Here is a 26,321-nt window from a genome sequence, read left to right as displayed (position 1 = left end):
GGAACTTGGTTATTTCTATTTCCAAGCAAACTTTGCTAAGAAACCACCGATGAAAGGAATACGAATCAAATCCACCTTCTTTATGCTGCCCGTCCCTAACATGAAAAAGATGAAAAGCACCAACAATACTGAAACGGAGAGCAATAAGCGCGATCCCAATGGCAGAGAGGCGAGAGGGAATTCGTAGACATAATAACCCCCAAAGCCAGAAATCAAAGCAATGATCAAAGAAAGGATGTAGCTCCGGAAATGGAGCGTGAATGGAACGACTTTTATAACGGTGGAAAAGTGGAGGAACGTAACGAGCATGGTCCCTACCGCTATTCCGATTGCAGCCCCCATGATGCCGAAATTCTCCTTTGAAGCCAGCATCCAGATTACGCCGATCTTGAGGATGTTTCCTGCCAGACTGTTAAACATGGCAGCTTTTGCAAGGTCAAGTGCCTGAAGCATGGACTGAAGTGGATATTGAAAATAGAAAAGGATAAAAAAAGGTGCCAGGAACTTAATGAATACGGCTGCATGAGAAGAACCATACATCACCTGTAAGATTGGTTCAGCGAAGATGAAGAGAGTGACGACGGCTAGACAGCCGGTAATGAAGGTAATTTTCAGTGCTTGCTGAAGCCTATGTTCCACTAGCAGATAATTTCCTGTCGTCCGTGCTTCACTAACAGCAGGAACGAGGGCTGTAGCCAGTGAAGCCGTGACAAAGGAGGGAAGCATGAGAAGGGGCAAGGCATATCCTGTTAGCTCCCCGTATTGACTTGTGGCCGCTGTAGCCGTCACGCCTGCCAGGGCTAAGCTCTGAGCAACGACGATTGGTTCCAGGAACCAGGAAATGGAACCGATCATGCGACTGCCTGTCGAAGGAAGGGCAATTCCCATTAGTTCGGTAAACGTCCCTTTTCCTGATTTAACATTTTGAAAGAAACCCTTTCTGAATCTGAAATGCTTCTTGAATTTAAAGCTTGTTAAAAGGTATGCAAGAGAAACGAGTTCACCAATTATTGAGGCAAACATGGCACCGGCTGCGGCATATTCAATTCCATACGGTAAAAAGGCTTTTGTCAGCACCGCGATGAAGGTAATCCGGGCCACCTGCTCAATCACTTGTGAGAACGCAAATGGTTTCATATTTTGCTTACCTTGGAAATATCCGCGCAGGACAGATGAAATGGCGATGATCGGAACGATAGGGGCAATCGCCATAAGTGGCCAAACCGTTCGTCCGTCCGTGAACAAGTGTTCAGAAAGAACGGGTGCCAACAGGAGCATGGCCGGGGTGAAAATCATCGATAAACCAAATGTGCATGCCAAAGAAACAACGAGAATTTTCTTGATTTTCCGTTCATCGCCCCTGGCGTTCGCTTCGGCTACATATTTGGATATGGCAATCGGCAGACCCAATTGAGTCATATTGATAACAAGAAATAATGTCGGCAGTGCCATCATATATAAACCAACGCCTTCTTCGCCGATGAAACGGGCGATGACGATGCGGTTGATGAATCCAAGAACCTTTGTAATCAGGCTTGCTATTAATAAAATCAGCGTCCCTTTCAAAAATTTAGACATTGAACTCCCTCCCTGCCTTCTCAAAAAAGCGGTTATACTATACAATTATCTATATGCTTGTACTTGGACAAAGCATGACAAAAGTGTTTGTGTTCTCTCAAATGATTGAGTCTCTTCTAAGAAATGTACGCATCCAATTGAGAATCATTTTAATGGAGGCAATGTGATGAAGAAAAAAAATCACCCGTATCAACGGTATTATTTAAAGCTACGACCATTCCTGAAAAGCAAATGCGAGGAGTTCGAAATGATTGGTTTAGAAGCTGTTACCGAGGAGGACCTATGGGGTACATTGACAGACATGAAATGGAAACGACCACAGGAAAGCGTCCATCTTCACGAATTAGTCGCTGACATCGTTACGTTTTCAAGCAATCAGTTCATGTCATTTCAAATGGTCCAAGCTTATAAATCACCGAATCTATTCGCCCCCCTTTCTGAAGAAGAGTTAAAAGAGCTTTTGAAAGAATAAAAGAGATATATACTTAAATTGACAGCCGTTTGTAAATGAATCATAATAGATATGGTTATGCTTTTTTTTGGAAAAAAGCATAAAGAACTGTGCCTTTTTTCTCAAACTAAAGAGCAAACAAGATCATTCATGAAAAAATAAACAGTTATTTATACTCCAAGAACAGGCGTAATAAAGAAAGGGGCCTACTACATAATGGTAAAAAGAAGCAGAATCGTTGCGTTTTTTCTAATTGTTCTTTTGATTGCCGCAGCGATGGGAACGACTTCAAAAGGAATCCTTGGGAACATCAAGCTTGGTCTTGATCTTCAAGGCGGTTTTGAAGTGTTATATGAAGTAAAACCGCTTGCTGGGGAAAAAATCACCCAGGATGTTTTGAGCAGTACAGCGAGCGCACTTGATCGGCGTGTCAATGTATTGGGGGTCAACGAACCTATTATTCAAATTGAAGGAAATGATCGGATCCGTGTTCAGCTAGCGGGTATCCAAGATCAAAATAATGCCAGGGAAATTCTTTCGACTCAGGCTAAACTATCCTTCCGTGATTACAATGATAAGGAAATGATGACAGGGGCTGACCTGAAAGAAGGCGGCGCAAAGCAAACGTTCCAAGATAATAAACCTGTCGTTGAAGTCACATTGAAAGATGCAAACAAGTTTAAAGAGATCACTGAAAAGATTTCCGCCATGGAGAGCCCAACGAATGTACTGGCTATCTGGTTGGATTTTGAAGAAGGAAAAGATTCCATTAAAAAAGTAGATTCACAGGACAATATGATTTCTGCACCAGCAGTCAGTGAAGTCTTCAGTACAAATAAAGTATTCATAACGGGTCAATTTACAGTAGAAGAGGCAAAAGAGCTTGCCGGGTTATTGAACGCAGGTGCCCTGCCCGTTGACTTAAAAGAAGTGTACTCCACTTCCGTTGGGGCCCAATTTGGTGAAGGGGCTTTGAATGATACTATTTTTGCCGGCATCATCGGAATTGCACTTATTTTTATCTTCATGCTTGTGTATTATCGCTTCCCAGGCTTCATTGCGATCGTCACATTGAGCATTTACATTTTCTTAACGCTATTAGTCTTTGATTGGATGAATGCGGTTCTAACGTTACCTGGTATAGCGGCTCTTGTACTCGGTGTTGGGATGGCAGTCGATGCCAATATCATCACCTATGAGCGAATCAGGGATGAGTTGAAACTTGGACGATCTGTGAAGGCAGCATACACAGAAGGTACGAAAAATTCACTTGGCACAATCATGGATGCTAACTTGACGACATTGTTGGCCGCAGCCGTACTATTCTTCTATGGGACAAGCTCGGTTAAAGGATTTGCCACAACGTTGATCATTTCCATCTTAATGAGTTTTGTCACCGCCGTATATGGTACGCGTCTTTTCATGAGCTTATGGGTGAAAAGTGGGTTCCTGGACAAACGGAAATCTTGGTTTGGCGTGAAGAAAAAATACATTCACAATCTATCCGAGAAAATCGATTTAATGTCATTGCCAACTCGCTTTGATAAAATCGACTTCGTAAAACATCGGAAAGTCTTTTATAGCATTTCAATCGGTGTTACGCTCATCGGGATCATTTTCTTGTTCGTATTCAGATTGAATCTGGGCATTGACTTTACCAGTGGTACCCGTATTGAAATCGCTTCGAAAGAGGCACTTACGACTGAACAGATTAAGACGGAGATGGACAAGTTCGATATTGAAGCGAAGGATATCAGGCTTGCCGGTACAGATGATAAAAATGCTGTCGTTCGTACGGTCGGTGTCCTTGATAAACAGGAAATCGCTGAATTGAAGGACCACTTCAATAAGGATTATGGTGCCGAACCTAATGTCAGCACCGTTTCTCCTACAGTCGGAAAAGAACTTGCTAAAAATGCGATGATTGCTTTATTGATCGCATCACTTGGCATCATCCTTTATGTATCCGTACGCTTTGAATGGCGGATGGCTTTACCGGCTGTTGTAGCCCTAATACATGATGCATTCTTCATCATCACGATATTCAGCTTGCTTCGCCTTGAAGTGGATATCACATTCATCGCAGCAGTCTTGACGATTGTGGGTTATTCCATCAATGATACAATCGTTACTTTTGACCGTATCCGTGAGAACTTACGATTTAGCCGTAAGGTCAAAACGGTCGAAGAGCTTGAGAATATTGCCAATATCAGTATAAGACAAACGTTGACGAGATCGATCAATACGGTCTTGACCGTTCTTGTGACAGTTGTGGCGTTAGCGATATTCGGAAGTGAAGCTATTCGAAACTTCTCGATTGCTTTATTTATCGGTTTATTATGTGGCGTTTACTCGTCCCTATTGATTGCTTCTCAATTCTGGCTCGATTTAAAAATCAAAGAATTGAAGAAAAAAGGACCATTGAATACAGCAAAAGAAAAGAAACAGAGTATGGAAGGTCAAGTTTAATAACTGAGAGGGGGCTGGCATAATTGCCGGCCTTCTTTTTTTTCTGAACAAGAAAGTCTATAATATAAAATTGAAACCAAACTTGTGATTTTGTATAATAAGTAGGTTAAGGGGTGAATGCATGTTAAAGCCAAAAACTCGATGGAACGTAAAATCCGTCGATGAAAATAAAGTAGCTATACTAGCCGAAGAGCTTCATATCACACCTTTGGTTGCGACATTACTAGTGAATAGGGGCTTAGACACCATTGAAAGTGCCCGTTCATTTCTATTTGTAAAAAATCAAACTTTCCATGATCCGTTTTTAATGAAAGATATGGATAAAGCGGTATATAGAATAAGAGAAGCGATAAAAAATAAAGAGAAAATCAGGATTTTCGGAGATTATGATGCGGATGGTGTTACGTCCACGACGGTCATGATGACGACATTGACTAAATTAGGTGCTGATGTCGACTTTTACATCCCCAACAGGTTTACGGAAGGTTATGGACCGAATCCAATGGCTTTCCGCCTTGCTGCAGATCAAGGAGTGAAGGTGTTAATAACTGTTGATACGGGAATCTCTGCTGTGGAAGAAGCGAAGCTGGCAGCTGAGCTGGGCATGGATTATATTTTGACCGACCACCATGAACCAGGTCCTATCCTGCCTGAAGCACTGGCCATCATCCATCCAAAGCTTGAAGATAGCGCCTATCCTTTTAAAGACCTTGCAGGAGTGGGGGTTGCGTTCAAACTGGCCCATGCTTTACTTGGCGAAATGCCCGAGGATCTGCTGGAAATCGCGGCAATCGGTACCATTGCCGATTTGGTCCCTTTACAAGGGGAGAACCGTCTGATTGCTGCGAAAGGAATCGAACAGCTGCGGTTGACCAAACGACCAGGGCTCGTAGCCTTGATGAAAGTGGCGAATATCCAGCAGGAGGCATTGAGTGAAGAATCAATCGGATTTGGGATGGCGCCTCGAATCAATGCCGTTGGCCGCCTTGGAGATGCCGATCCGGCCGTCGATTTACTGATGTCGGATAATTTGGAAGAAGCGACCGAGCTTGCTGTGGAAATCAACGATATTAACAAAGAGCGGCAAACGATGGTTGCATCGATGGCTGAAGAAGCCATTCGGGAAGTGGAGGAAAACTATCCGCCTGAGACCAATGGTGTCCTTATCATTGGAAGGGAAGGGTGGAATGCGGGGGTTGTCGGGATTGTAGCCTCTAAGCTCGTTGAACGTTTTTACCGACCAACCATCGTATTAAGTTTTGACCAGGAAAAAGGACTTGCCAAGGGATCGGCCCGGAGCATTTCCGGCTTCGACCTTTTCGCAAGCCTTTCAACCTGTCGGGAACTATTGCCTCATTTCGGTGGCCATCCTATGGCTGCAGGGATGACATTGAAAATCGAAGACGTTCAAGAGCTTCGGGACCGTATGAATAAGATTGCGAACGAACAACTTAACGAAGAGGACTTCACACCGATTACCAATCTGGATGGGGCGACGACATTGGCTGAAGCCTCCATTCAAACGATCCAGGAAATGAGTTTGCTTGCTCCCTTCGGTGTGACGAACCCTAAGCCGAAGATTTTAATAGATTCCGTTCAGCTTGCGAGCGTCCGCAAAATTGGGACGAACCACAACCACTTGAAGGTTCAGCTTGAGGATAGCGAGAATCATAAACTGGATGGGGTAGGGTTCGGCCTTGGACATTATATGGAAGAGATTGCCCCACACGCAAAGGTTTCCGTTATCGGTGAACTTTCCATCAATGAATGGAATAACATCAAAAAGCCGCAAATCTTTGTGCAAGATATAGAAGTCAATCATTGGCAACTTTTCGACTATCGAGGCAAGGGACAAGCTGATAAATGGCTGGCGGACATTCCGGCACATAACCGGAAGATCGTTATCTTCTCTGAGGAAACTCTTAAAGCCTATCCATTTCTACAACAACATCCTGACCTTGTCCATATAGAGGACGAAAAGGATGCCTTGGAACTGGAATGTCATGAAGGCCATGTCGTATTCATGGACATGCCACCGCTGAGAAACCTGTTGAAACAGGTGGTTGAAAATAAAAAACCAGCACGAATCTATGCTCATTTTTCTCATGTGCAGGATCATTTTTTGAGTACGCTACCGACGCGTGACCACTTCAAATGGTTTTATGCATTTCTTTCCAAAAAGGGCCCGCTCGATATAAAAAGGTATGGCGATGACCTTGCCAAATACCGCGGCTGGTCAAGAGATACAGTGGATTTTATTTCTAAGGTGTTTTTTGAGCTTGATTTTGTTACAATAGACAATGGATTAATTATGCTCACGACCAACCCGAAAAAACGCGATTTCAGTGAATCTGTTTCGTTTATAAGAAAGAAAGAACAATTTGAGCTCGAGCAAGAGCTAGTTTATTCTTCCTATCAGCAATTATTCGATTGGTTCAATCATATATTGATTCATGAGGCAATAGACCTTGAGGAGGAAACAAAGCAATGGATTTAAAGCAATTTGTAACGATTGTGCAAGACTGGCCGAAACCGGGTGTTATCTTCAAAGATATTACAACATTAATGGATAATGGTGCCGCTTATAAATACGCAACAGATCAAATCGTGGAGTACGCCCGCGATAAGAAGATTGATTTAGTTGTTGGACCTGAAGCGCGCGGATTCATTATCGGCTGCCCAGTCGCATACTCTTTGGAAGTGGGATTTGCACCAGTACGAAAAGAAGGTAAGCTTCCACGGGAAACAATCAAAGTCGAATATGGTTTAGAATATGGAACGGATGTATTGACAATCCATAAAGATGCTATTAAACCGGGCCAACGCATTCTAATCACCGACGATTTACTTGCTACTGGCGGTACAATCGAAGCGACGATTAAATTAGTAGAAGAACTTGGTGGAATTGTAGCGGGAATTGCATTCCTGATTGAATTAACAGACCTAGATGGAAAAGATAAATTAGAAGGTTATGATGTTTTAACATTAATGACATTCTAAAAACAAGGGCGCTCTGACCAGAGTGCCTTCTTTTTTTTATCATTTTCAGTGATTTTGTCGAATTTCCAATGAAAAAAAGAAGCATTCTAAAGAAAATACACGTTTAACCCTTTACATCCTTGCATTTTTTTTCGATAATAGTAATAATAAAGAGTTTTTCTTCTACTAAATCAATTTGCACATGTATCCGTTTAGGCGGATTTATTTTTTTAGCAAATAATGTAGGTTTTTGTTGAAAGAAGGAAAGTGTTACCAATCATACTCAATCCGGACGGAAAAGTATCCGGTGGCAGTTAAAGTGGGGTTAAGGTGATTAAATGGCTAATGATCAAATATTGACTGCCGAGCAGGTTGTAGAACGGGCCAGCTTATATCTTCAGCCGGAAGAAGCTGAATTTATTCATAGAGCGTTTAAATATGCAGAGCATGCTCACCGAGAACAATTCCGTAAATCGGGGGAGCCGTATATTATTCATCCGATTCAAGTCGCTGGTATACTGGTGGACCTAGAAATGGATCCTGCAACTATTGCCGCAGGTTTTTTACATGATGTTGTTGAAGACACGGAGATCACGCTAAAGGATATCGAAGAAAATTTCAGTCCTGAAGTAGCCATGCTCGTCGATGGCGTAACCAAATTAGGGAAGATCAAATATAAATCACAGCAAGAACAACAAGCGGAAAATCATCGGAAAATGTTTGTTGCAATGGCTCAAGATATTCGGGTCATTTTAATCAAGCTAGCCGATAGATTGCACAACATGCGGACGTTGAAGCATCTTCCACAGGAAAAGCAGAGAAGGATTTCGAATGAGACCCTGGAAATCTTTGCACCGCTTGCACACCGTCTAGGAATTAGCACGATTAAATGGGAGCTGGAAGATACCGCACTAAGGTATTTGAATCCGCAACAGTATTACCGCATCGTCAATCTCATGAAGAAAAAGCGTGCGGAGCGCGAAGAGTATTTAGAAGAAGTTATTGAAGAAGTGCGTAAGAATGTTACGGAAGTCCATATAAATGCCGACCTTTCCGGCAGACCGAAACATATTTACAGCATCTATCGGAAAATGGCTCTCCAAAACAAGCAATTCAGTGAAATTTATGATTTATTAGCGGTACGAATCGTGGTTAACAGTATCAAGGATTGCTATGCAGTCCTGGGGATCATCCATACATGTTGGAAACCGATGCCTGGCCGATTCAAGGATTATATTGCAATGCCAAAGCCGAATATGTATCAATCGTTGCATACGACGGTAATCGGACCAAAAGGCGATCCGCTTGAAGTGCAGATCCGTACATCGGAAATGCATCGCATTGCCGAGTTCGGGGTAGCCGCTCACTGGGCTTACAAAGAAGGCAAGGATGTCGGTGAACAGCCGTCCCTAGAGGAAAAATTGACATGGTTCCGGGAAATCCTAGAATTCCAAGATGACGCTACCAATGCCGAAGAATTCATGGAGTCCCTGAAAATCGATCTTTTCTCCGATATGGTGTTCATTTTCACACCTAAAGGCGATGTAATTGAGCTTCCTTCAGGATCTAATCCAATTGACTTTGCTTACCGTATCCATTCCGAAATCGGTAATAAAACGATAGGTGCCAAAGTGAACGGGAAAATGGTACCGCTGGATTATAAGCTGAAAACAGGTGACATCATTGAAATCCTGACTTCGAAGCATTCATATGGACCTAGTCAGGACTGGCTAAAGCTTACCCAAACGTCCCAGGCGAAAAATAAAATCCGCCAATTCTTCAAAAAGCAGCGCCGCGAAGAAAACATTGAAAAAGGCAAAGAGCTGGTTGAAAAAGAAATCAAGGAAATGGAATTTGACCTGAAGGAAATCCTGACTCCCGAAAACATTAAGCGCGTGTCGGATAAATTCAATTTCCTTAATGAAGAGGACATGTATGCAGCAGTCGGCTACAACGGGATTACAGCCCTTCAAGTAGCCAATCGCCTTACTGAAAAATGGCGTAAGCAGAAAATGGTCGAGCAGGAAGCGGACATCACAGAAGCGGTTTCAGATCTCAAAACCTTCCCTAGCTCATCGAAAAAACGTGACTCTGGGGTTCGTGTACCAGGCATTGATAATCTGCTCATACGTTTATCAAGATGTTGCAATCCGGTCCCAGGCGATGAAATTGTCGGCTATATTACCAAAGGACGTGGAGTCTCCGTTCATAGACGAGACTGTCCAAACTTGGAAAGTGGCGAATCGGATCACCGTCTGGTCCCTGTTGAGTGGGAAAGCAGCATAAACGATCGCAAGGAATACATTGTTGAGATTGAAATCAGCGGATATGATCGACGAGGCTTATTGAATGAAGTCCTGCAAGCGGTCAATGAAACTAAGACAAATATTTCAGCCGTTTCAGGTAAGTCAGACCGTAATAAAGTGGCCACCATCAATATGTCCATTTACATTCATAACATTGCCCATTTACAAAAGGTCGTCGTCCGTATAAAACAAATACCAGATGTCTATTCCGTAAGAAGGATTATGAACTAAGGAGTTTTATCACTATGCGTGTTGTTTTACAACGTTCCAAAGCTGCCAAGGTCGTTGTGGCAGACAAAACAATTGGTCAAATTGATAAAGGGCTCGTGCTTTTAGTCGGAGTCACCCATGGGGATACCGTGGCTGACGCCGTCCAATTGGCTGAGAAAATTGTCAATCTTAGAATATTTGAAGATGAAAATGAAAAGATGAATCATTCATTACTGGATGTTGGTGGTTCGATCCTTTCCGTTTCACAATTCACCTTATACGGCGATTGCCGAAAAGGCCGTCGCCCGAACTTCATGGACGCCGCCCGTCCTGATGAGGCGAAAGCTTTATATGATCTATTCAATGAAGAATTACGCAAACGTGGCGTCCATACCGAAACAGGTGAATTCGGTGCCATGATGGATGTTCAGCTCACCAATGATGGTCCAGTAACGTTGCTATTAGAAAGTAAAAAGTAAATCCCTGCATTGTGCAGGGATTTACTTTTTTGTATTCAAGAAAAGGGAAAAGCCGAGGCCCCACATATTGGAGTCTCGGCTTTTCATCATTTAAAATACCTTGCCAAACCATTATAGATGGCAGAGGTGACAGTTTCTTGGTATTCGTTCGTTGTAATCGTCAATTCGTCGACAGGGTTACTTAAGTAACCTAATTCAATCAGTGCAGCGACTCGTTTGTTTTCACGGATTACATGATAATCCCCAAACCGGTACCCGCGATTAGGCACCTGCATGGTGGAACCGAGTGAATGGGCTATGGAAGAGGCCAAGGCCTGCTGATAGCCGTGATAATAATACGTGGTTATCCCACTTGTGATCTGATCGATGGTGCTATCATAATGGAGGCTGATGAATGCATCGGCATTATGAATATGAGAGATGTTGACACGTGATGGAAGAGCCACATACGTATTGGAGCTTCTTGTTAGGATGACTTTTGCACCAGCGGCCTGAAGCTTGTCCCGAAGCAACTCAGCCGTCTGGATGGTCAAGTTCTTTTCAAGAGTACCACCAACTCCGATTGTCCCGCTATCGCGGCCTCCATGGCCTGGATCAATGATGATGACTTTATCTTCTAAATATTTTTCAACACCTGGTCGTTTAACTTGATCGGCGTTGCCCTCCACTTTAACAATCCAGCCTGCTACATATGCGGTTTCCCCATTCTTAAGCTTAATGGAGTACCAATCTCCCTCCATGCCAAGGACGTGGAAGGTTTCACCCGCATTAACTTGTCCAACGATGTCGGAGCCCGTATTCGGTTTACTTCTAAGGATGGTGCCGTCATGTATGGTTGTGATGTTAGTACCTTTGATAGGATGGTTCGTTTCCTTGGACGTTTGTTCCTCATTCTCAATTTCTAGGAACCAGCTGACGACCCATCCTTTTTTTGCGTCGGAAAGTTGAAGCTGTGTCATTTGTCCTTTTTGTTGGAGAACTGGATAAGTCTCATCCTTATTGACCGAACCGATGACTTCGCTATTCAAAGAATCTTTTTTCCGCACATTTAAACCTGTGGCGGTTATTCTTGCTATGGCCGTGCCTGCCGTGATTTCCTTGGTAACGTCTTTATCCTTGCCAATTTCTATGTATGATTCAGCGACCCATCCTTTTTTGCCTTGAAAGTTAATTTCAGCCCATTCATTATTGATTTGATAAACGGTGACCGAAGCACTCTTATTCAGCTTACCTAATGAGGCACTGTTTTTGGATGGTTCTGAACGGACATTAAGGTTGTCGACCATGACGAAACCGGTTTTCAGGTTCTTTCCCGATTCTTCCTTAACATCTTGATTCACCTTGTTCTCTGCTGAAGAAGAAGGAAGCTGAATATAGTCAGCTGCGACCCATCCCTCGATGTCACCTTTTTTAATTTGGACCCAATTTTCATTCTTTTCCATTATGTCCACTGGTGTACCTTTTGATAATGTACTTACCGTTTGGAATGTGGTGCCTGGACCAAAACGGACACGGACGGAATCGCCGGTAATGGTACCTTGACCAGTTTTCATCCTGACTTGACCCGACTCCGTATTTCTTTCCACAAGCCAATTGGCCACCCAGCCTGTCCTACCGGTACCAATCCGTATTTCGTACCAATCATCTTTTTCACTTACGATTTCATATTTGTCGCCCTTTGTAAGCCTTTTGACGATAGGGTAACTAAGGCCCGCACCTTCACGGACATTGACCACCTTTGACGTCACGATAATTTCTCCTTCACTTTCTCCAAGTACGTGTTGTACCGGTAAAAAAGCCGTCATCATCAGCAACAGGGCAAGGGCAATGAATCCTGTTTTCCTTTTCATGGCTGTCTCTCTCCCTTTTCTGTCTATCTGTATCTATTCTCGTTCAATAAAAAATTTCCCTCTTTATTATGCAAAAAAGATTTATTTTTGGAAAGACTAAATCATATCTAAACGATGGAGGGGTACAAATGAAATTCAGCGAGAAGGCCCAAACGACATTAAATGGAGGCAATCAAGTATTAGGCGTCGATTTTCATGATTTCATCCAAAAGGAACAAACTGCAAATCTTGTTGAATTAGCATCCGAATTCGAAGTGAACGTCCGGACGATCAAAAACTTGAAAAAGAATCTCAATCAGTGAAAGTTTCGACAAATTTCTCAAGGAATCTTGACATTTGAAGGCAACGTCCGTATGATTATACAATATCAGAACTATTACTGTAACAACCAATGATGGAGAAGAGTAATTAAGAAACACATGAACAAGAGAGGAAATGCCGAGGCTGAAAGCATTCCACATGATGACTTAATGAAAGAACCCTCCGTAGGTTTCACTCTGAACGATTTCACTAGTAGGAGATGGACGTAAGCAGGCGTTAACTGCTTTTAAGCGGAGGCACGTATTTATTGTGTTTCAACTAGGGTGGCACCACGGGATATTCAACTCTCGTCCCTTGTAACGATTATGTTACAAGGGGCGGGAGTTTTTTGTTTGGGATAAAATGGCGTTTGCTTTAAAGGAGGAAATAATTATGTCGATTCAGATTCCAAGAGGTACACAGGATTTACTGCCTGAACAAACGGAGATTTGGCAGTATATTGAAAAGACCGCGCGCGAAATTTGTCAACGTTATCAGTATAAAGAAATCCGTACGCCGATATTTGAACATACGGAATTATTTTTGCGGGGTGTAGGGGATACGACCGACATCGTGCAAAAAGAGATGTATTCATTCCAGGATCGCGGCGAAAGGAATCTGACGCTTCGTCCTGAAGGAACAGCTTCAGTCGTTCGTTCATACATCGAGAACAAAATGTTTGGTTGGGCGAATCAACCGGTCAAACTTTATTATATCGGACCTATGTTCCGGTATGAACGGCCCCAAGCAGGACGTTTCCGTCAGTTCGTTCAATTTGGGATCGAGGCTTTGGGCAGTAAGGATCCCGGCATTGATGCAGAGGTTCTTTCATTGGCGATGAGCCTGTACAAGGCACTTGGATTGAAAAAACTGAAATTGGTCATTAATAGCTTAGGGGATAAAGAAAGCCGGACAGCGCACCGCAATGCATTAATCCAGCATTTCGAGCCACGCATCGGCGAGTTCTGTGGTGATTGCCAGCAACGCCTGGAAAAAAACCCACTACGTATTCTTGATTGTAAAAAAGACCACGATCATGAATTGATGCAAACGGCACCTTCCATCATTGATTATTTAAATGAGGAATCACGTATCTATTTCGAAAAAGTGAAGCAGCATTTAACAAATTTGGATATCGAGTTTGTCGAAGATCCAACACTTGTTCGCGGCTTGGATTATTATAATCATACAGCTTTTGAAATCATGAGTGATGCCGAAGGATTTGGAGCCATCACGACTCTATGCGGTGGAGGACGTTATAACGGTCTTGCCGAAGAGCTTGGCGGTCCGGAAACGCCAGGAATTGGTTTTGCACTTAGCATCGAGCGTCTCATTGCTGCACTTTCAGCCGAAAATGTTCAACTTCCAATTAAAAAAGGCATCGATTGCTATCTTGTTTCATTAGGTGAAGCGGCTAAGGATTATAACGTTAAACTTGCCTATCAATTGCGTAATGCTGGATTCAAAGTCGAAAAAGACTACCAGGACCGTAAAGTAAAAGCCCAATTTAAATCAGCTGACCGTCTAGAAGCGAAATACGTGGCGACTCTCGGGGACGATGAATTGGCAAACAATAAAATCAGTCTAAAGTTCATGGAAACGGGCGAACAGGTCCAAATGGATCTAGCTACATTCGTTGAACAATTTAAAAAGCTACAGGCTTAAGGGGGAAATACCATGTTTGGCAGAACATACTTCAATGGAGAAGTAACAGAAGCAGCTATTGGTGAAAAGGTTACATTAAAAGGATGGGTACAAAAACGCCGTGACCTAGGTGGAGTCATCTTTATCGACCTTCGTGACAGAAGCGGGGTCGTACAAGTCGTTTTCAATCCGGATATCTCGGCAGAAGCCTTGGCAACCGCTGAAAAAATTCGTAATGAATACGTTCTTGATATCCAAGGAACGGTCATCAAACGTGATGAGGCGAACATCAACCCGAACGTGACAACAGGTACGATTGAAGTTCAAGCGGAAAGCGTAACAATCTTGAATGAAGCAAAAACACCTCCGTTCATCATTGATGAAAGAACGGAAGTCTCAGAAGATATCCGTTTGAAATATCGTTACTTGGACTTACGTCGTCCGGCAATGTTCGAAACGTTGAAAATGCGTAACCAAACGACTAAAGCAATCCGTGATTTCTTGGACGGAGAAGGATTCCTTGATATCGAAACACCGATTTTAACAAAGAGCACACCAGAAGGCGCACGTGATTATTTAGTACCAAGCCGTGTCCATGATGGTGAATTTTACGCCTTGCCACAATCTCCACAGCTATTCAAACAGCTGTTGATGGTATCTGGCTTCGAACGCTACTACCAAATTGCCCGTTGTTTCCGTGATGAAGATTTACGTGCTGACAGACAGCCTGAATTCACGCAAATTGATATTGAAACTAGCTTCATGAGCCAGGAAGATATCATTAAAACGGCTGAAAACATGATGGCAAAAGTCATGAAAGACGTAAAAGGAATGGACGTTACCCTTCCATTCCCGCAAATGACGTATAACGAAGCGATGAGCCGTTTTGGTTCTGACAAACCGGATACACGTTTTGCAATGGAATTGAAAGACGTATCTGAAATCGTGAAAGATAGCGACTTTAAAGTATTTACAGGAGCTATAGCGAACGGGGGACAAGTAAAAGCAATCGTCGTTAAGGACGGAAATGCAGACTATTCCCGTAAAGATATCGATGCATTGGCAGAATTTGCAGCCATTTACGGCGCGAAAGGCCTTGCTTGGTTGAAAGTCGAAGAAGACGGCGTAAAAGGACCAATCGCTAAATTCTTCGCTGAAGATCAACAACAATTAGTATCTGCAGTAGAAGCGGAAGTAGGGGACCTTATCCTATTTGTTGCTGATAAAAAAGGAATCGTAGCGGATGCACTTGGTGCACTTCGTAACAAGCTTGGTAAAGAAAGAGGCTTGATCGACGAAAGCAAATTCAACTTCCTATGGGTTACAGACTGGCCATTATTTGAATATGATGAAGACGAAGGCCGCTACTACGCAGCCCACCATCCATTCACAATGCCATTCCGTGAAGACTTGGATATTCTTGAATCCGATCCAGCCAATGTCCGCGCACAAGCCTATGACCTTGTATTGAACGGATACGAGCTTGGCGGTGGTTCATTACGTATTTTCGAACGTGATGTTCAAGAAAAAATGTTCAAAGTACTAGGATTCACTGAAGAAGAAGCAAAAGCACAATTCGGATTCCTAATGGATGCCTTTGAATACGGAACACCTCCACATGGCGGAATTGCCCTTGGATTAGACCGTATGGTGATGTTGCTTGCGGGTCGTTCAAACCTTCGCGATACCATCGCGTTCCCGAAAACAGCTAGCGCCAGCGATTTGCTTGTAGATGCTCCAAGTCCGGTAAGCGACAAGCAATTAGCAGAACTAAGCATCAGATTGGCTGCAAAGAAAAGTAAGTAAATTGGTAAAAAATGATAAATTATACCTAGATGCTTTCTCTTGAAACAGAGCTAAGTGATATGCTATGATGATTTCAACAAGTAAGAGTCCTGATGTGTTCGTTCTTTAACCTATAAGTTTTGACCGAACACTTATAGTTACCGGGAGCACTAGTTTCCAGGCCGCGTAAATGCCTCCTTCGTAGAGGACTTACAAATGCAAGGAACCGAGCACCCACCTGCGGAGAGCGGGTTCAAAACAAAGGCATAAACGGCACAATTGGGACTCTTACTCATAACAAAGCAACTCATGTTGAGAAAACATGGGTTTTTTTGTGCGCTTTGGATATTGACCGATAAAAGAGGCGTTTTGACCGATAAATGTATTCATTTGACCGATAAAAGTGCTGATTTAACCGATAAAAACACAAAAAGACCGATAAAAGACGTGCAGAACCCTTTTTTGCAGGATTCATCTGCAGACATGTCGAAAAAAGCATGGAAGGAGAGTGATGAATTGATTAAAAAACCATGCAAGAAGCCAATTAAGATGCTCAAATTAGAAGCATTGACCAGGAGGCTACCTGAACACCACCCTAAGCAGTACCTTATAACGAGTGATTATCGGAAAATACGCACAGGTCATAAGGGAGAACTGGCTATTGGTGCTGAGTTGGCCTATCTATCCGGGGAATTTTACACTTTTCATGATCTGCGATTACAGCATGACGCAACTCGTTTTTTTCAACTGGATCTATTGCTTTTGTCCAAAAACGTAATGATCATTATAGAGGTGAAAAACTTTGCCGGTTCACTTTATTTTGATCGACTTTATCCTCAATTGATCCGTACGAAAGACGGGCAGGAACAAGCCTACCTTGACCCGCTTCTACAGGTGAATATCCAGAAATCCCGCTTAACCGATTGGATGAGGCTTCATAAATTCCCGGAGATTCCGATAGAAACCCTCATTGCTAATGCAAACCCGAATGCCATCATCAAAACTACGCCTGGGCACACTTCGATTTTCAACCAAATTACTGGTAAAGAAACCCTCAACGCTAGAATACGAACCCTTGAAAATAAGTATCCTTCCCATTTACTGACGCAAAGGCAATTCAACAAACTTTCTAATAGCTTCCTCCAAAAAAACACCCCGCTTAATCAGAATATCCTACACGTGTATCAAATCCCTGAAACTGAATTATTGAAAGGTGTCCAATGTCCGGAATGTATGGCTCTTCCCATGAAACGCGGGCGGGGAAAATGGATATGCACTTCATGTTCACATAGCTCAAAGAATGCTCACTTACAAGCATTGCATGATTTTGCCCTCCTTGTCCGTCCTACGATAACGAATAAAGATGTACGTTCGTTTTTGCAAATTGAATCAGGAACGGTTGCCAATCGTATCCTGTCAGGAATGAATGTCGATCATTACGGGTCATATAAAGGGCGAGAATATGTTCTTGAATGGGAGGTTGACTGATATAAAGTGAGTTTTGACCGATAAATGTATTCAATTGACCGATAAAAGTGCAAAATTGACCGGTAAAAACATCAAACCGACTGATACCCGCACTATTTATGGAACATTCCGTGATGTACGTTCGTAAATTATGAGTAGGAGTATAAATCTTTAGCGAGGATAGAAAGTAGTGAGGGCTTTGAAGGACTTATTGCACGCGAAAAGGAAAGAAATGCTCCAATTATTGGAGCAGCTTGTGAATATCGATAGCGGTTCTTATACAAAAAAAGGCATTGATGAAATCGGAGCGATTTTAAAAAAGAAATTTGAGGATCTTAATTTTCTAGTGACGGTAATTAAACAGGAGAAATATGGCGATCATTTAGTCATCCAGCACCGTGAAGCAATGTCTCCGCATATTCTCATTGTTGGGCATATGGATACCGTTTTTTCGGAAGGGACGGCGAAGAAACGTCCGTTCAAAATGGTGGGACCGCGTGCATATGGGCCAGGTGTTATTGACATGAAGGGAAGCTTGGTCGAGCTTCTGTATGCGATTTTTTGCATGAAGCTGACTGGACAAACCGGCTATAAACATATACAGATCATCCTAAACAGCGATGAAGAGATAGGGTCGCCATCGTCTGCCGCGCTCATTTCGGAAAAAGCCAAGGACAAGAAGTTCGCGCTTGTGTTAGAGCCAGCGAGAGCAGATGGTTCACTTGTCACCGCGAGAAGAGGTTGCGGCCAATTCAAGGTGGAGGTTGTAGGGAAATCTGCACATTCTGGGGTTGAACCGGAAAAAGGGCAAAGTGCGATTGAAGAATTGGCTCATAAGATCCTCGCCCTGCATCGGTTAACGGATCATCAACTAGGCATCGGCGTAAATGTTGGAATCATAGAAGGCGGGGTGGCGGTCAATACTGTTGCACCCCATGCATCAGCTTTAATAGATGTGCGAATCTCGAAAAGAAATCAGGCGCAGTTCGTCTTTAAGCAAATGAAGGATATCTGTGCCCAAACGTTTGTAGCGGGAACAAAAACTAGCCTGAGCGGTAAGATGGACCGGCCGCCCATGGAAAAGACGGAGAAAACCACCGTCTTATTGGAAATCATCCGGCAAGCGGGTGAGGAAATGGGCATCACCATCACCGATACGGAAACGGGTGGAGGCTCGGATGCGTCGTTCCCCTCTGAATTAGGGATCGCAACGATTGATGGACTCGGACCGATTGGAGGCCATGCCCATAGCGAAGATGAATATTTAGAGATAGAAAGCCTGTTAGAACGCACACTCCTATTAGCCAACCTGCTCGAAAAATTGTCTCGAATGAACTAGCCTGCCAATTCCGATAAAACTGGTCATATTTGCTTGTCATCCCTGATGTTTATGATATATTGTTAATTGGGAACACAAATAAGATCAGAATTTATTGGAGTTGAAAATATATGCTGCATCAGTTTTCACGAAATGAACTAGCGATTGGTAAAGAGGGCATGGACCGGTTGAAAAACACGACGGTCGCTGTCCTTGGTGTAGGCGGAGTCGGTTCTTTTTCAGCCGAAGCGTTGGCACGTACAGGTGTTGGCCGGATTATCCTTGTCGATAAAGATGATGTGGACATCACAAATGTAAACAGACAGATCCATGCGCTTCTTTCGACTGTGGGTCAGCCAAAAGCCGAATTGATGAAAGAGCGCATTCAGGATATTAATCCGGAGTGTGAAGTCATCGCCTTGAAGATGTTTTATACAGAAGAAACCTTCGAGGAATTCTTCAGTTATAATCTCGATTATGTCATCGATGCATCCGATACGGTCATCTACAAAATGCATGTCATGAAAGAGTGCCTGAAACGAAATATCAAGATCATCGCAAGTATGGGTGCCGCAAATAAAATGGATCCAACCCGCTTCCAGATTGCCGATATTTCCAAAACACATACCGATCCGCTTGCGAAAGTCATCCGCACAAGATTGCGTAAAGAAGGCATCACAAAAGGAATTCCGGTTGTATTTTCCGATGAAAGCCCAATTGTGATACGTGAGGATGTCCGGAAAGAGGTCGGTAATGATGAGGCGAAAATCCGTAAAGCTCAAATGCCTCCATCTTCCAATGCGTTCGTTCCATCTGTAGCCGGCTTAATTGCGGCAAGCTGGGTCATTAATGACCTATTAAAAGATATTGAAGTTCGTCGTGTTAACGATTAATAAGCGGTAAACTGACTCTGATCTAGGGTCAGTTTTTTGTTTTGATAATTACATATATTTACTATTTTACCGAAAAATATAGACAAACTACCTAGAATGAGATACATTATTTTCAGAATATTCTTTTTGTTTTCTAAAGAAAAAGGGGGTTTCAAATGAAAAAGAAAAAGTTAGCAGGCATGGTTCTATCACTATCATTAATCGCAGGGGCACTGGCAGGTTGCAATGGTGACTCGAAAACCAGTAGTTCAGGCGGAGGATCATCCAGTTCAGGAGACACCATAAAAATTGGTGCCAACCTTGAATTGTCAGGTGGGACGGCCTCATTTGGTCAGTCTGCAATGGATGGTTTGCAATTGGCCATCAATGAAATCAATAAAGAAGGAATTAATGGTAAGAAAATTGAAATTAAAAAAGTGGATAATAAATCGGATGCAGCAGAAGCAACGAACGGTTCGATTAAACTTGTCAGTCAAGATAAAGTAGTGGCGATTGTAGGATCCGCTACAAGTACAAACACGTTAGCACAAGTTCAAGTCGCACAGGATAACAAGATTCCTCTACTTACACCAACAGCAACAAATCCCGATATCACGAACAAAGCTGGAAAATTGAATGATTATGTGTTTAGAACGTGCTTCATCGATCCATTCCAAGGAACCGTTGCAGCCAATTTTGCAACAGATGAAGTGAAGGCGAAGACCGCTGCCATTTATGTTGACAGTGCAAGCGATTACTCAAAAGGACTAGCTGCAGCCTTTAAGGAAGCCTTTACGAAAAATGGAGGGAAAATCGTTTCGGAAGAAGCCTATGTGACAAAAGATACTGATTTCCGTGCGACATTGACTCGTATCAAGTCCGCAAAACCAGAATTCGTATTTCTTCCAGGTTACTATGAAGAAGTTGGTCTGATCCTGAAGCAAGCCCGGGAAAATGGAATGGACCTTCCGTTCATGGGTGGAGACGGCTGGGATTCACCAAAAGTCGTGGAAATTGCCGGGGCAGAAGCTTTGAAGAACACCTATATCACTAATCACTATTCGCCGGAAGATGAAGACGCTAAGATTCAAGATTTCGTTTCAGCATTCAAAGCGGAATACAAGAAAACACCTGATGCTTTTGCTGCATTAGGCTATGACACTGGTTACTATTTGGCTGATGCCATTAAAAGAGCCGGAGATCCAACATCTGAAAATATCAGAAAAGCATTAGAAGAAGTAAAGGATTTCGAATTAGTATCAGGAACCTTGAACTTGGATGAAAATCATGATCCGATTAAATCGGCCACCATCTTGGAATATGTGGATGGTAAGCAGACCTTTAATACGAAGATTGATCCGTGATTTCGATTGATCCAAAGGGACCGCCATATGGCGGTCTTTTTGTTGTAATAACCAGCAGAAATACGTGCATATTTATATAGTATTATACAATTTTGAAATAGAAATCTGTATAAAAGATACGAGCTGGATGTAGGTGTAAAAACCTATCAGGATACTAGAGAATAGAAAATTAAGGAAATAATTAGGTGGGGTGTTACCAATGACAGATTAAAACATGACCGATGTTATACGTAGATTTATAACACTAAAATAACGAAACTCTTTGATTTTTCTCTATTAAAAACGAGGATGGCATATTTCAATATAATAATAGCCTGCCATGGTCTATGAGAAATAGACTATTGGAGGAAATGTTCATGGATTTTACATCTAGACGTGATGAAAATTATGCGGTACACTATTTTCAAAATATTTATTAAATTGTAAATATTTATATTTATCTACTATTTAGGCAGCGTATTGAATAATTATTCATGCGCCACAAACAAAGATTACAAAATAGGGGGTTCATTATGAAAAAGAAGAAATTAGCAAGTGCATTTCTTTCGCTATCACTTGCAGCGGGGGTATTGGCAGGTTGTTCCGGATCGGACTCTGCTTCAACATCAAAAAAGGGTGAAGAGGGAGACACGATCAAAATCGGTGTGAACCTTGAATTATCAGGGGGAGTAGCCTCTTATGGACAATCGATTTCAGAAGGCCTCAAGCTTGCGACTGACGAGATTAACAAAGAAGGCATTGATGGAAAAAAAATTAAACTTATACCAGTTGATAATAAATCGGAAGCGGCTGAAGCGACTAGTGGTGCCATCAAGCTGACTTCTCAAGATAAGGTGACAGCGATCGTCGGTGCCGCAACGAGTACGAATACAATCGCACAGGTGCAGATTGCCCAAGATAATAAGGTTCCGGTCATCTCTCCTTCTGGGACAAGCCCAGAAATCACATATAAAGATGATAAATTGAATGATTATGTTTTCAGAACAAGCTTTATCGATCCTTTCCAAGGAACCGTGGCAGCGAATTTCGCCACTAGCGAAATCAAAGCAAAAAGCGCAGCCATCTATATTGATAGTGCAAGCGATTATTCAAAAGGGTTAGCGGCAGCTTTTAAGGAACAATTCGAAAAAAATGGTGGAAAAGTTGTAGCGGAAGAAGCTTATATTGCCAAGGATACTGATTTCCGTTCTACACTGACTCGCCTGAAATCGGCAAAACCGGATTTCATCTTCCTACCAGGCTACTATGAAGAAGCTGGATTGATCGTTAAGCAGGCTCGTGAAACAGGTCTTGACGTTCCATTCATGGGCGGCGATGGTTGGGATTCTCCTAAACTAGTTGAAATTGCTGGTGAGAAGGCTCTAAATAATACATTCATCACCAACCATTATTCTTCAGGTGACCCTGACGAAAAGATCCAGAACTTTGTGTCGGCATTCAAGGCTGAATACAAAGACAAATCCCCTGATGCTTTTAACGCTTTAGGCTACGATACTGGCTACTTCCTTGCCGATGCCATTAAACGTGCCGAATCTTCGGATTCGGATAAGATCAAGGATGCTTTGGAAAAAACAAAAGATCTTAGCCTTGTGACGGGAACATTTACATTAGATGAAAAACACAATCCAATCAAATCCGCTACGATCCTTGAGTTTAAAGAAGGAAAACAGGTATTCAATACAAAAATCAATCCTGAATGATCTGGGAAAGGTTTTAACCTTCGCCGGCCCTTCTTCGATTAGAAGGTGCTGGCGACTTCTCATTTTTTACCCACTGAAAAAATAGACGTGCCGCATTATAAAATTAGATTTTTCAAGGAGAGTCGAATATGGAATTGGTACAACAGCTAATAAATGGAGTTTCACTCGGTAGCATTTATGCCCTTATCGCTCTCGGATATACGATGGTGTATGGAATTGTTAAACTGATAAACTTCGCACATGGTGACGTCTTCATGGTCGGATCATTCGTTGGTTTCTACTCGATAACGGTTTTGGAACTGTCATTCGTGCCAGCTCTTCTTATATCAATGACGGTCTGTGCACTCTTTGGCGTATTAATTGAACGGATCGCATACAAGCCATTGCGCAATGCAACGCGCATTGCCGCTCTTATAACCGCCATCGGTGTTTCGCTTTTGATCGAATATGGATTCATCTATGTCCGTGGTGCACAGCCGGAAGCTTATCCGAGTGATGTATTGCCTTCGGATAAAATCAATATATTCGGTGCTTCGATAAACAGCCAGTCGGTATTGATCTTTGGCGTAGCCGTCGCATTGATGATCGTTCTACAAATCATTGTTCATCGAACGAAAATCGGGAAGGCGATGCGTGCCGTTTCTTTCGATGCAGATGCGGCTAAGCTGATGGGGATCAATGTCAATAATACGATTTCAGCAACATTTGCAATCGGTTCCGCATTAGCGGGAGCAGCAGGGGTCATTTTCGGTATCTATTATATAAAAATCGAGCCTTTGATGGGAGTGCTCCCAGGGTTGAAGGCATTCGTAGCCGCGGTGCTTGGTGGAATCGGAATTATCCCGGGTGCGATGGTCGGAGGATTATTGCTTGGAGTCATCGAGGCTTTGGTCAGTGCCGCCGGCTATTCATTATGGCGGGATGCCGTAGCCTTTATCGTACTGATTCTTATCTTGATTTTCATGCCACAAGGCTTGTTCGGTAAAAACAAAAAAGAAAAAGTATAAGGGAGACAAAGCTATGACTACTTTTAAGCGAGCCAAAGGTTTTTGGCTCTCGATCGTCCTATCACTGATCTTTTTCGCCGTGGTCCAGGTACTGATCGGCGGCGGTTCTTTGAATCCTTTTTATCAAAATACGCTCATGTTCATCGGGATCAATATTATTTTGGCAACGAGCCTACATTTAATCATCGGGATTACCGGTCAATTTTCAATCGGACATGCCGGATTTCTGGCCGTCGGTGCATACGCTTCAGCTGTCGTTACCATGAAGTTGCAAATGCCCTTTCCCCTGGCATTGATTATAGGTGGGTTGGTCGCAGCGCTTGCCGGTTTGATCATTGGGATTCCAAGCTTGCGTCTTAAAGGGGATTACCTGGCAATCGCGACCTTGGGATTTGGAGAAATCGTCCGGATCGTGCTCTTGAATATTGACTATGTAGGCGGGGCAAGCGGAATGCAAGTATCGCATTTGACTACATGGCCATGGGTGTTCGGTTCCGTACTAATCACGGTCCTTGTCATCCGGAACTTTACAAGTTCGACACATGGAAGGGCCTGCATCTCGATCCGTGAGGACGAAACGGCAGCCGACTCGATGGGGATTAACACAACCTATTATAAAGTTGTCGCGTTTGCAATCGGTGCTTTCTTTGCTGGAATCGCTGGAGGGTTATATGCCCACAACTTCTATATTATCCAACCGTCGAACTTTGGGTTCTTGAAATCATTCGATATCTTAATTCTAGTCGTACTCGGTGGACTTGGAAGCTTATCCGGTTCCGTATTGGCAGCTATCCTTCTTACGGTCGTCACGACATTCCTGCAAGACTATCCAGAAACAAGAATGATCATTTACAGCCTTGTTCTGATTGTGATGATGATTTATCGTCCACAAGGCTTGATGGGAACGAAAGAAATAACGTCCATGTTCAATCGTAAAGGAGGCAGCAGCCATGGCAACAACAAAAACACCGCTGCTTAAAGTCGACTCGGTCGGCATCCAGTTTGGAGGGCTTAAAGCGGTATCCGATGTTAACGTCGAGTTGTACCCGGGGGAATTGGTCGGTTTAATCGGACCGAATGGAGCTGGGAAAACGACCTTTTTCAACTTATTGACTGGGGTTTATGTCCCGACTGAGGGCACCATTTCCCTAGACGGGGAAAACTTAAGGAAACGTCCGCCCTATAAAATCACACAAAAAGGAATCAGCCGGACGTTCCAGAATATCCGTTTGTTCAGTGAACTTTCGGTGATTGATAACGTAAAAGTAGCCTATCATTCTCTTTCGAAACATAGCATTGTCAGTTCCATCTTGCGTTTCCCCACCCATTTTAAAGGGGAACAGGAAATGGAGGAAAAGGCCATTGAATTCCTGAAGATCTTCAATCTGGATCGATACAAGGATGAAAAGGCGAAAAACCTGCCGTATGGTCAGCAAAGGCGCTTGGAAATTGCCCGTGCCCTTGCCGCTAATCCCAAACTGCTCTTACTCGATGAACCAGCAGCTGGGATGAATCCTCAGGAAACACACGAGCTGATGAAATTGATTGCGCTAATCCGTGAGAAATTTGACTTGACCGTGCTGTTGATTGAACACGATATGCCACTTGTCATGGGTGTATGCGAGCGTATCTATGTGCTCGATCATGGCCAGTTGATCGCTCAAGGAAAGCCGGAAGAAATACGTAACAATCCAAAAGTCATCGAGGCCTATCTGGGCGAGGAGGTTTCATAATGTTAACAATCGAGGATATTAACGTATATTACGGGAACATACAGGCATTAAGGGGTGTCTCCCTCACAATCAACCAAGGTGAAATCGTCACCCTGATTGGGGCGAACGGAGCAGGTAAAAGTACGATGCTCAAGACGATTTCCGGCTTATTGAAACCGAAACAAGGAAAGATTCTTTATGAGAATCAATCAATCGGTGGCAAACCTGCCCAATCGATCGTGAAGATGGGAATCTCGCATGTCCCGGAAGGACGCCGTGTTTTCGCCAACATGACGGTGGAAGAAAATCTTCAACTAGGTGCTTATTTACGAAAAGACAAGGCAGAGATCAAAAAAGATATGGAAAAGGTATACGAACTATTTCCACGCTTGCTTGAGAGACTGAAGCAACAATCGGGAACCCTTTCTGGCGGAGAGCAGCAAATGCTCGCGATGGGTCGGGCCCTCATGGCAAAGCCGCGTCTGCTCTTATTGGATGAGCCTTCGATGGGACTTGCACCGTTACTGGTGAAACAGATTTTCAGCATCATTGAAGAAATCAATAAAACGGGCACGACCATTCTACTCGTCGAACAAAATGCGAACCTTGCCTTATCCATTGCTGATCGAGCGTATGTAGTGGAAACGGGCCGCATCGTCCTATCCGGTCAAGCTGAGGAATTAACGGCAAGTGAAGAAATCAAGAATGCCTATTTAGGAGGACACTGAAACCGCAAATTGCGGTTTTTTCTTTTGATAAAAATGGAAATGATTCATATTGACTAGATGAAAAGATTAGTAAATCTAAATCTATCAGTATACAATTTAGAT

Annotated in this window: 20 protein-coding genes, 1 other RNA gene and 1 other annotated feature; of the genes, 19 read left to right on the top strand and 2 right to left on the bottom strand. The window is 43.0% G+C overall.

The genetic code is table 11. The features are described from left to right. Positions 1-15 precede the first annotated feature (15 nt). Positions 16-1,578 carry a stage V sporulation protein B gene (gene spoVB / locus ACQKL0_RS05950; RefSeq protein WP_427686634.1) on the bottom strand — a complete coding sequence of 521 codons (1,563 nt, stop codon included), beginning with the start codon at positions 1,576-1,578 and terminating at the stop codon, positions 16-18. 166 nt (positions 1,579-1,744) lie between these two features. Between spoVB and ACQKL0_RS05945 the strand changes: the two genes are divergently transcribed. The 6 genes from ACQKL0_RS05945 (at position 1,745) to dtd (ending at position 10,472) form a co-directional block, all read left to right on the top strand. Next, on the top strand, positions 1,745-2,050 hold the full coding sequence (locus ACQKL0_RS05945) for a post-transcriptional regulator (protein ID WP_427686633.1): 306 nt from the start codon (positions 1,745-1,747) through the stop codon (positions 2,048-2,050). Positions 2,051-2,245: 195 nt separating this feature from the next. Next, complete coding sequence (gene secDF, locus ACQKL0_RS05940) at positions 2,246-4,498, top strand: protein translocase subunit SecDF (protein ID WP_427686631.1); 2,253 nt, start codon at positions 2,246-2,248, stop codon at positions 4,496-4,498. 121 nt (positions 4,499-4,619) lie between these two features. Then, on the top strand, positions 4,620-6,995 hold the full coding sequence (gene recJ, locus ACQKL0_RS05935) for a single-stranded-DNA-specific exonuclease RecJ (RefSeq protein WP_427686629.1): 2,376 nt from the start codon (positions 4,620-4,622) through the stop codon (positions 6,993-6,995). Continuing rightward, complete coding sequence (locus tag ACQKL0_RS05930; protein WP_402869819.1) at positions 6,986-7,498, top strand: adenine phosphoribosyltransferase; 513 nt, start codon at positions 6,986-6,988, stop codon at positions 7,496-7,498. Before recJ ends, ACQKL0_RS05930 begins: the two co-directional genes overlap by 10 nt. 317 nt (positions 7,499-7,815) lie before the next feature. After that, entirely contained in the window at positions 7,816-10,014 is a 2,199-nt protein-coding gene (locus ACQKL0_RS05925) for a RelA/SpoT family protein (protein WP_402869817.1), read from the top strand. Positions 10,015-10,028: 14 nt separating this feature from the next. Then, entirely contained in the window at positions 10,029-10,472 is a 444-nt protein-coding gene (gene dtd / locus ACQKL0_RS05920) for a D-aminoacyl-tRNA deacylase (protein ID WP_402869815.1), read from the top strand. 86 nt (positions 10,473-10,558) lie between these two features. On the opposite strand, the gene ACQKL0_RS05915 is transcribed toward dtd, so the two are convergent. Then, positions 10,559-12,322: an SH3 domain-containing protein gene (locus tag ACQKL0_RS05915; RefSeq protein ID WP_427686627.1), complete on the bottom strand. Its 1,764-nt coding sequence runs from the start codon at positions 12,320-12,322 to the stop codon at positions 10,559-10,561. Positions 12,323-12,450: 128 nt separating this feature from the next. On the opposite strand from ACQKL0_RS05915, the gene ACQKL0_RS05910 reads away from it, so the two are divergent. From ACQKL0_RS05910 to ACQKL0_RS05850, 13 genes are all read left to right on the top strand, one after another. Further along, on the top strand, positions 12,451-12,624 hold the full coding sequence (locus tag ACQKL0_RS05910) for a hypothetical protein (RefSeq protein WP_402869812.1): 174 nt from the start codon (positions 12,451-12,453) through the stop codon (positions 12,622-12,624). Positions 12,625-12,704: 80 nt separating this feature from the next. Then, positions 12,705-12,941 (top strand) — a binding site (T-box leader). A 74-nt stretch (positions 12,942-13,015) separates the two neighbouring features. Next, positions 13,016-14,287, top strand: coding sequence for a histidine--tRNA ligase (gene hisS, locus ACQKL0_RS05905; protein ID WP_402869810.1), 1,272 nt, complete (start codon positions 13,016-13,018; stop codon positions 14,285-14,287). 12 nt (positions 14,288-14,299) lie between these two features. Next, entirely contained in the window at positions 14,300-16,072 is a 1,773-nt protein-coding gene (gene aspS, locus ACQKL0_RS05900; RefSeq protein WP_427686625.1) for an aspartate--tRNA ligase, read from the top strand. An 83-nt stretch (positions 16,073-16,155) separates the two neighbouring features. Then, a non-coding RNA gene (ssrS, locus tag ACQKL0_RS05895) (6S RNA) lies at positions 16,156-16,341 on the top strand. Positions 16,342-16,420: 79 nt separating this feature from the next. Next, positions 16,421-17,539 carry a nuclease-related domain-containing protein gene (locus ACQKL0_RS05890; protein WP_427686624.1) on the top strand — a complete coding sequence of 373 codons (1,119 nt, stop codon included), beginning with the start codon at positions 16,421-16,423 and terminating at the stop codon, positions 17,537-17,539. Between the two features lie 169 nt (positions 17,540-17,708). Beyond that, positions 17,709-18,857, top strand: coding sequence for a M20 family metallopeptidase (locus tag ACQKL0_RS05885; protein ID WP_427686622.1), 1,149 nt, complete (start codon positions 17,709-17,711; stop codon positions 18,855-18,857). Positions 18,858-18,967: 110 nt separating this feature from the next. Next, positions 18,968-19,729 carry a tRNA threonylcarbamoyladenosine dehydratase gene (locus tag ACQKL0_RS05880; RefSeq protein WP_427686620.1) on the top strand — a complete coding sequence of 254 codons (762 nt, stop codon included), beginning with the start codon at positions 18,968-18,970 and terminating at the stop codon, positions 19,727-19,729. 155 nt (positions 19,730-19,884) lie between these two features. Beyond that, entirely contained in the window at positions 19,885-21,072 is a 1,188-nt protein-coding gene (locus ACQKL0_RS05875; RefSeq protein ID WP_402986408.1) for an ABC transporter substrate-binding protein, read from the top strand. A gap of 512 nt (positions 21,073-21,584) precedes the next feature. After that, positions 21,585-22,772, top strand: coding sequence for an ABC transporter substrate-binding protein (locus ACQKL0_RS05870; protein WP_427686618.1), 1,188 nt, complete (start codon positions 21,585-21,587; stop codon positions 22,770-22,772). A 128-nt stretch (positions 22,773-22,900) separates the two neighbouring features. Further along, positions 22,901-23,779 (top strand): branched-chain amino acid ABC transporter permease, encoded by an 879-nt coding sequence (locus ACQKL0_RS05865; protein WP_402869797.1) that lies wholly within the window; start codon positions 22,901-22,903, stop codon positions 23,777-23,779. Positions 23,780-23,792: 13 nt separating this feature from the next. Continuing rightward, positions 23,793-24,758, top strand: coding sequence for a branched-chain amino acid ABC transporter permease (locus ACQKL0_RS05860; protein WP_402958251.1), 966 nt, complete (start codon positions 23,793-23,795; stop codon positions 24,756-24,758). After that, positions 24,730-25,512: an ABC transporter ATP-binding protein gene (locus tag ACQKL0_RS05855; RefSeq protein WP_402869793.1), complete on the top strand. Its 783-nt coding sequence runs from the start codon at positions 24,730-24,732 to the stop codon at positions 25,510-25,512. Before ACQKL0_RS05860 ends, ACQKL0_RS05855 begins: the two co-directional genes overlap by 29 nt. Further along, positions 25,512-26,219: an ABC transporter ATP-binding protein gene (locus ACQKL0_RS05850; protein WP_402869791.1), complete on the top strand. Its 708-nt coding sequence runs from the start codon at positions 25,512-25,514 to the stop codon at positions 26,217-26,219. Before ACQKL0_RS05855 ends, ACQKL0_RS05850 begins: the two co-directional genes overlap by 1 nt. Positions 26,220-26,321 lie beyond the last annotated feature (102 nt).

The sequence above is a fragment of the Peribacillus sp. NPDC097264 genome, assembly GCF_050277925.1.
Lineage (GTDB): Bacteria > Bacillota > Bacilli > Bacillales > DSM-1321 > Peribacillus.
This window is presented reverse-complemented; position numbering and strand designations above follow the sequence as displayed.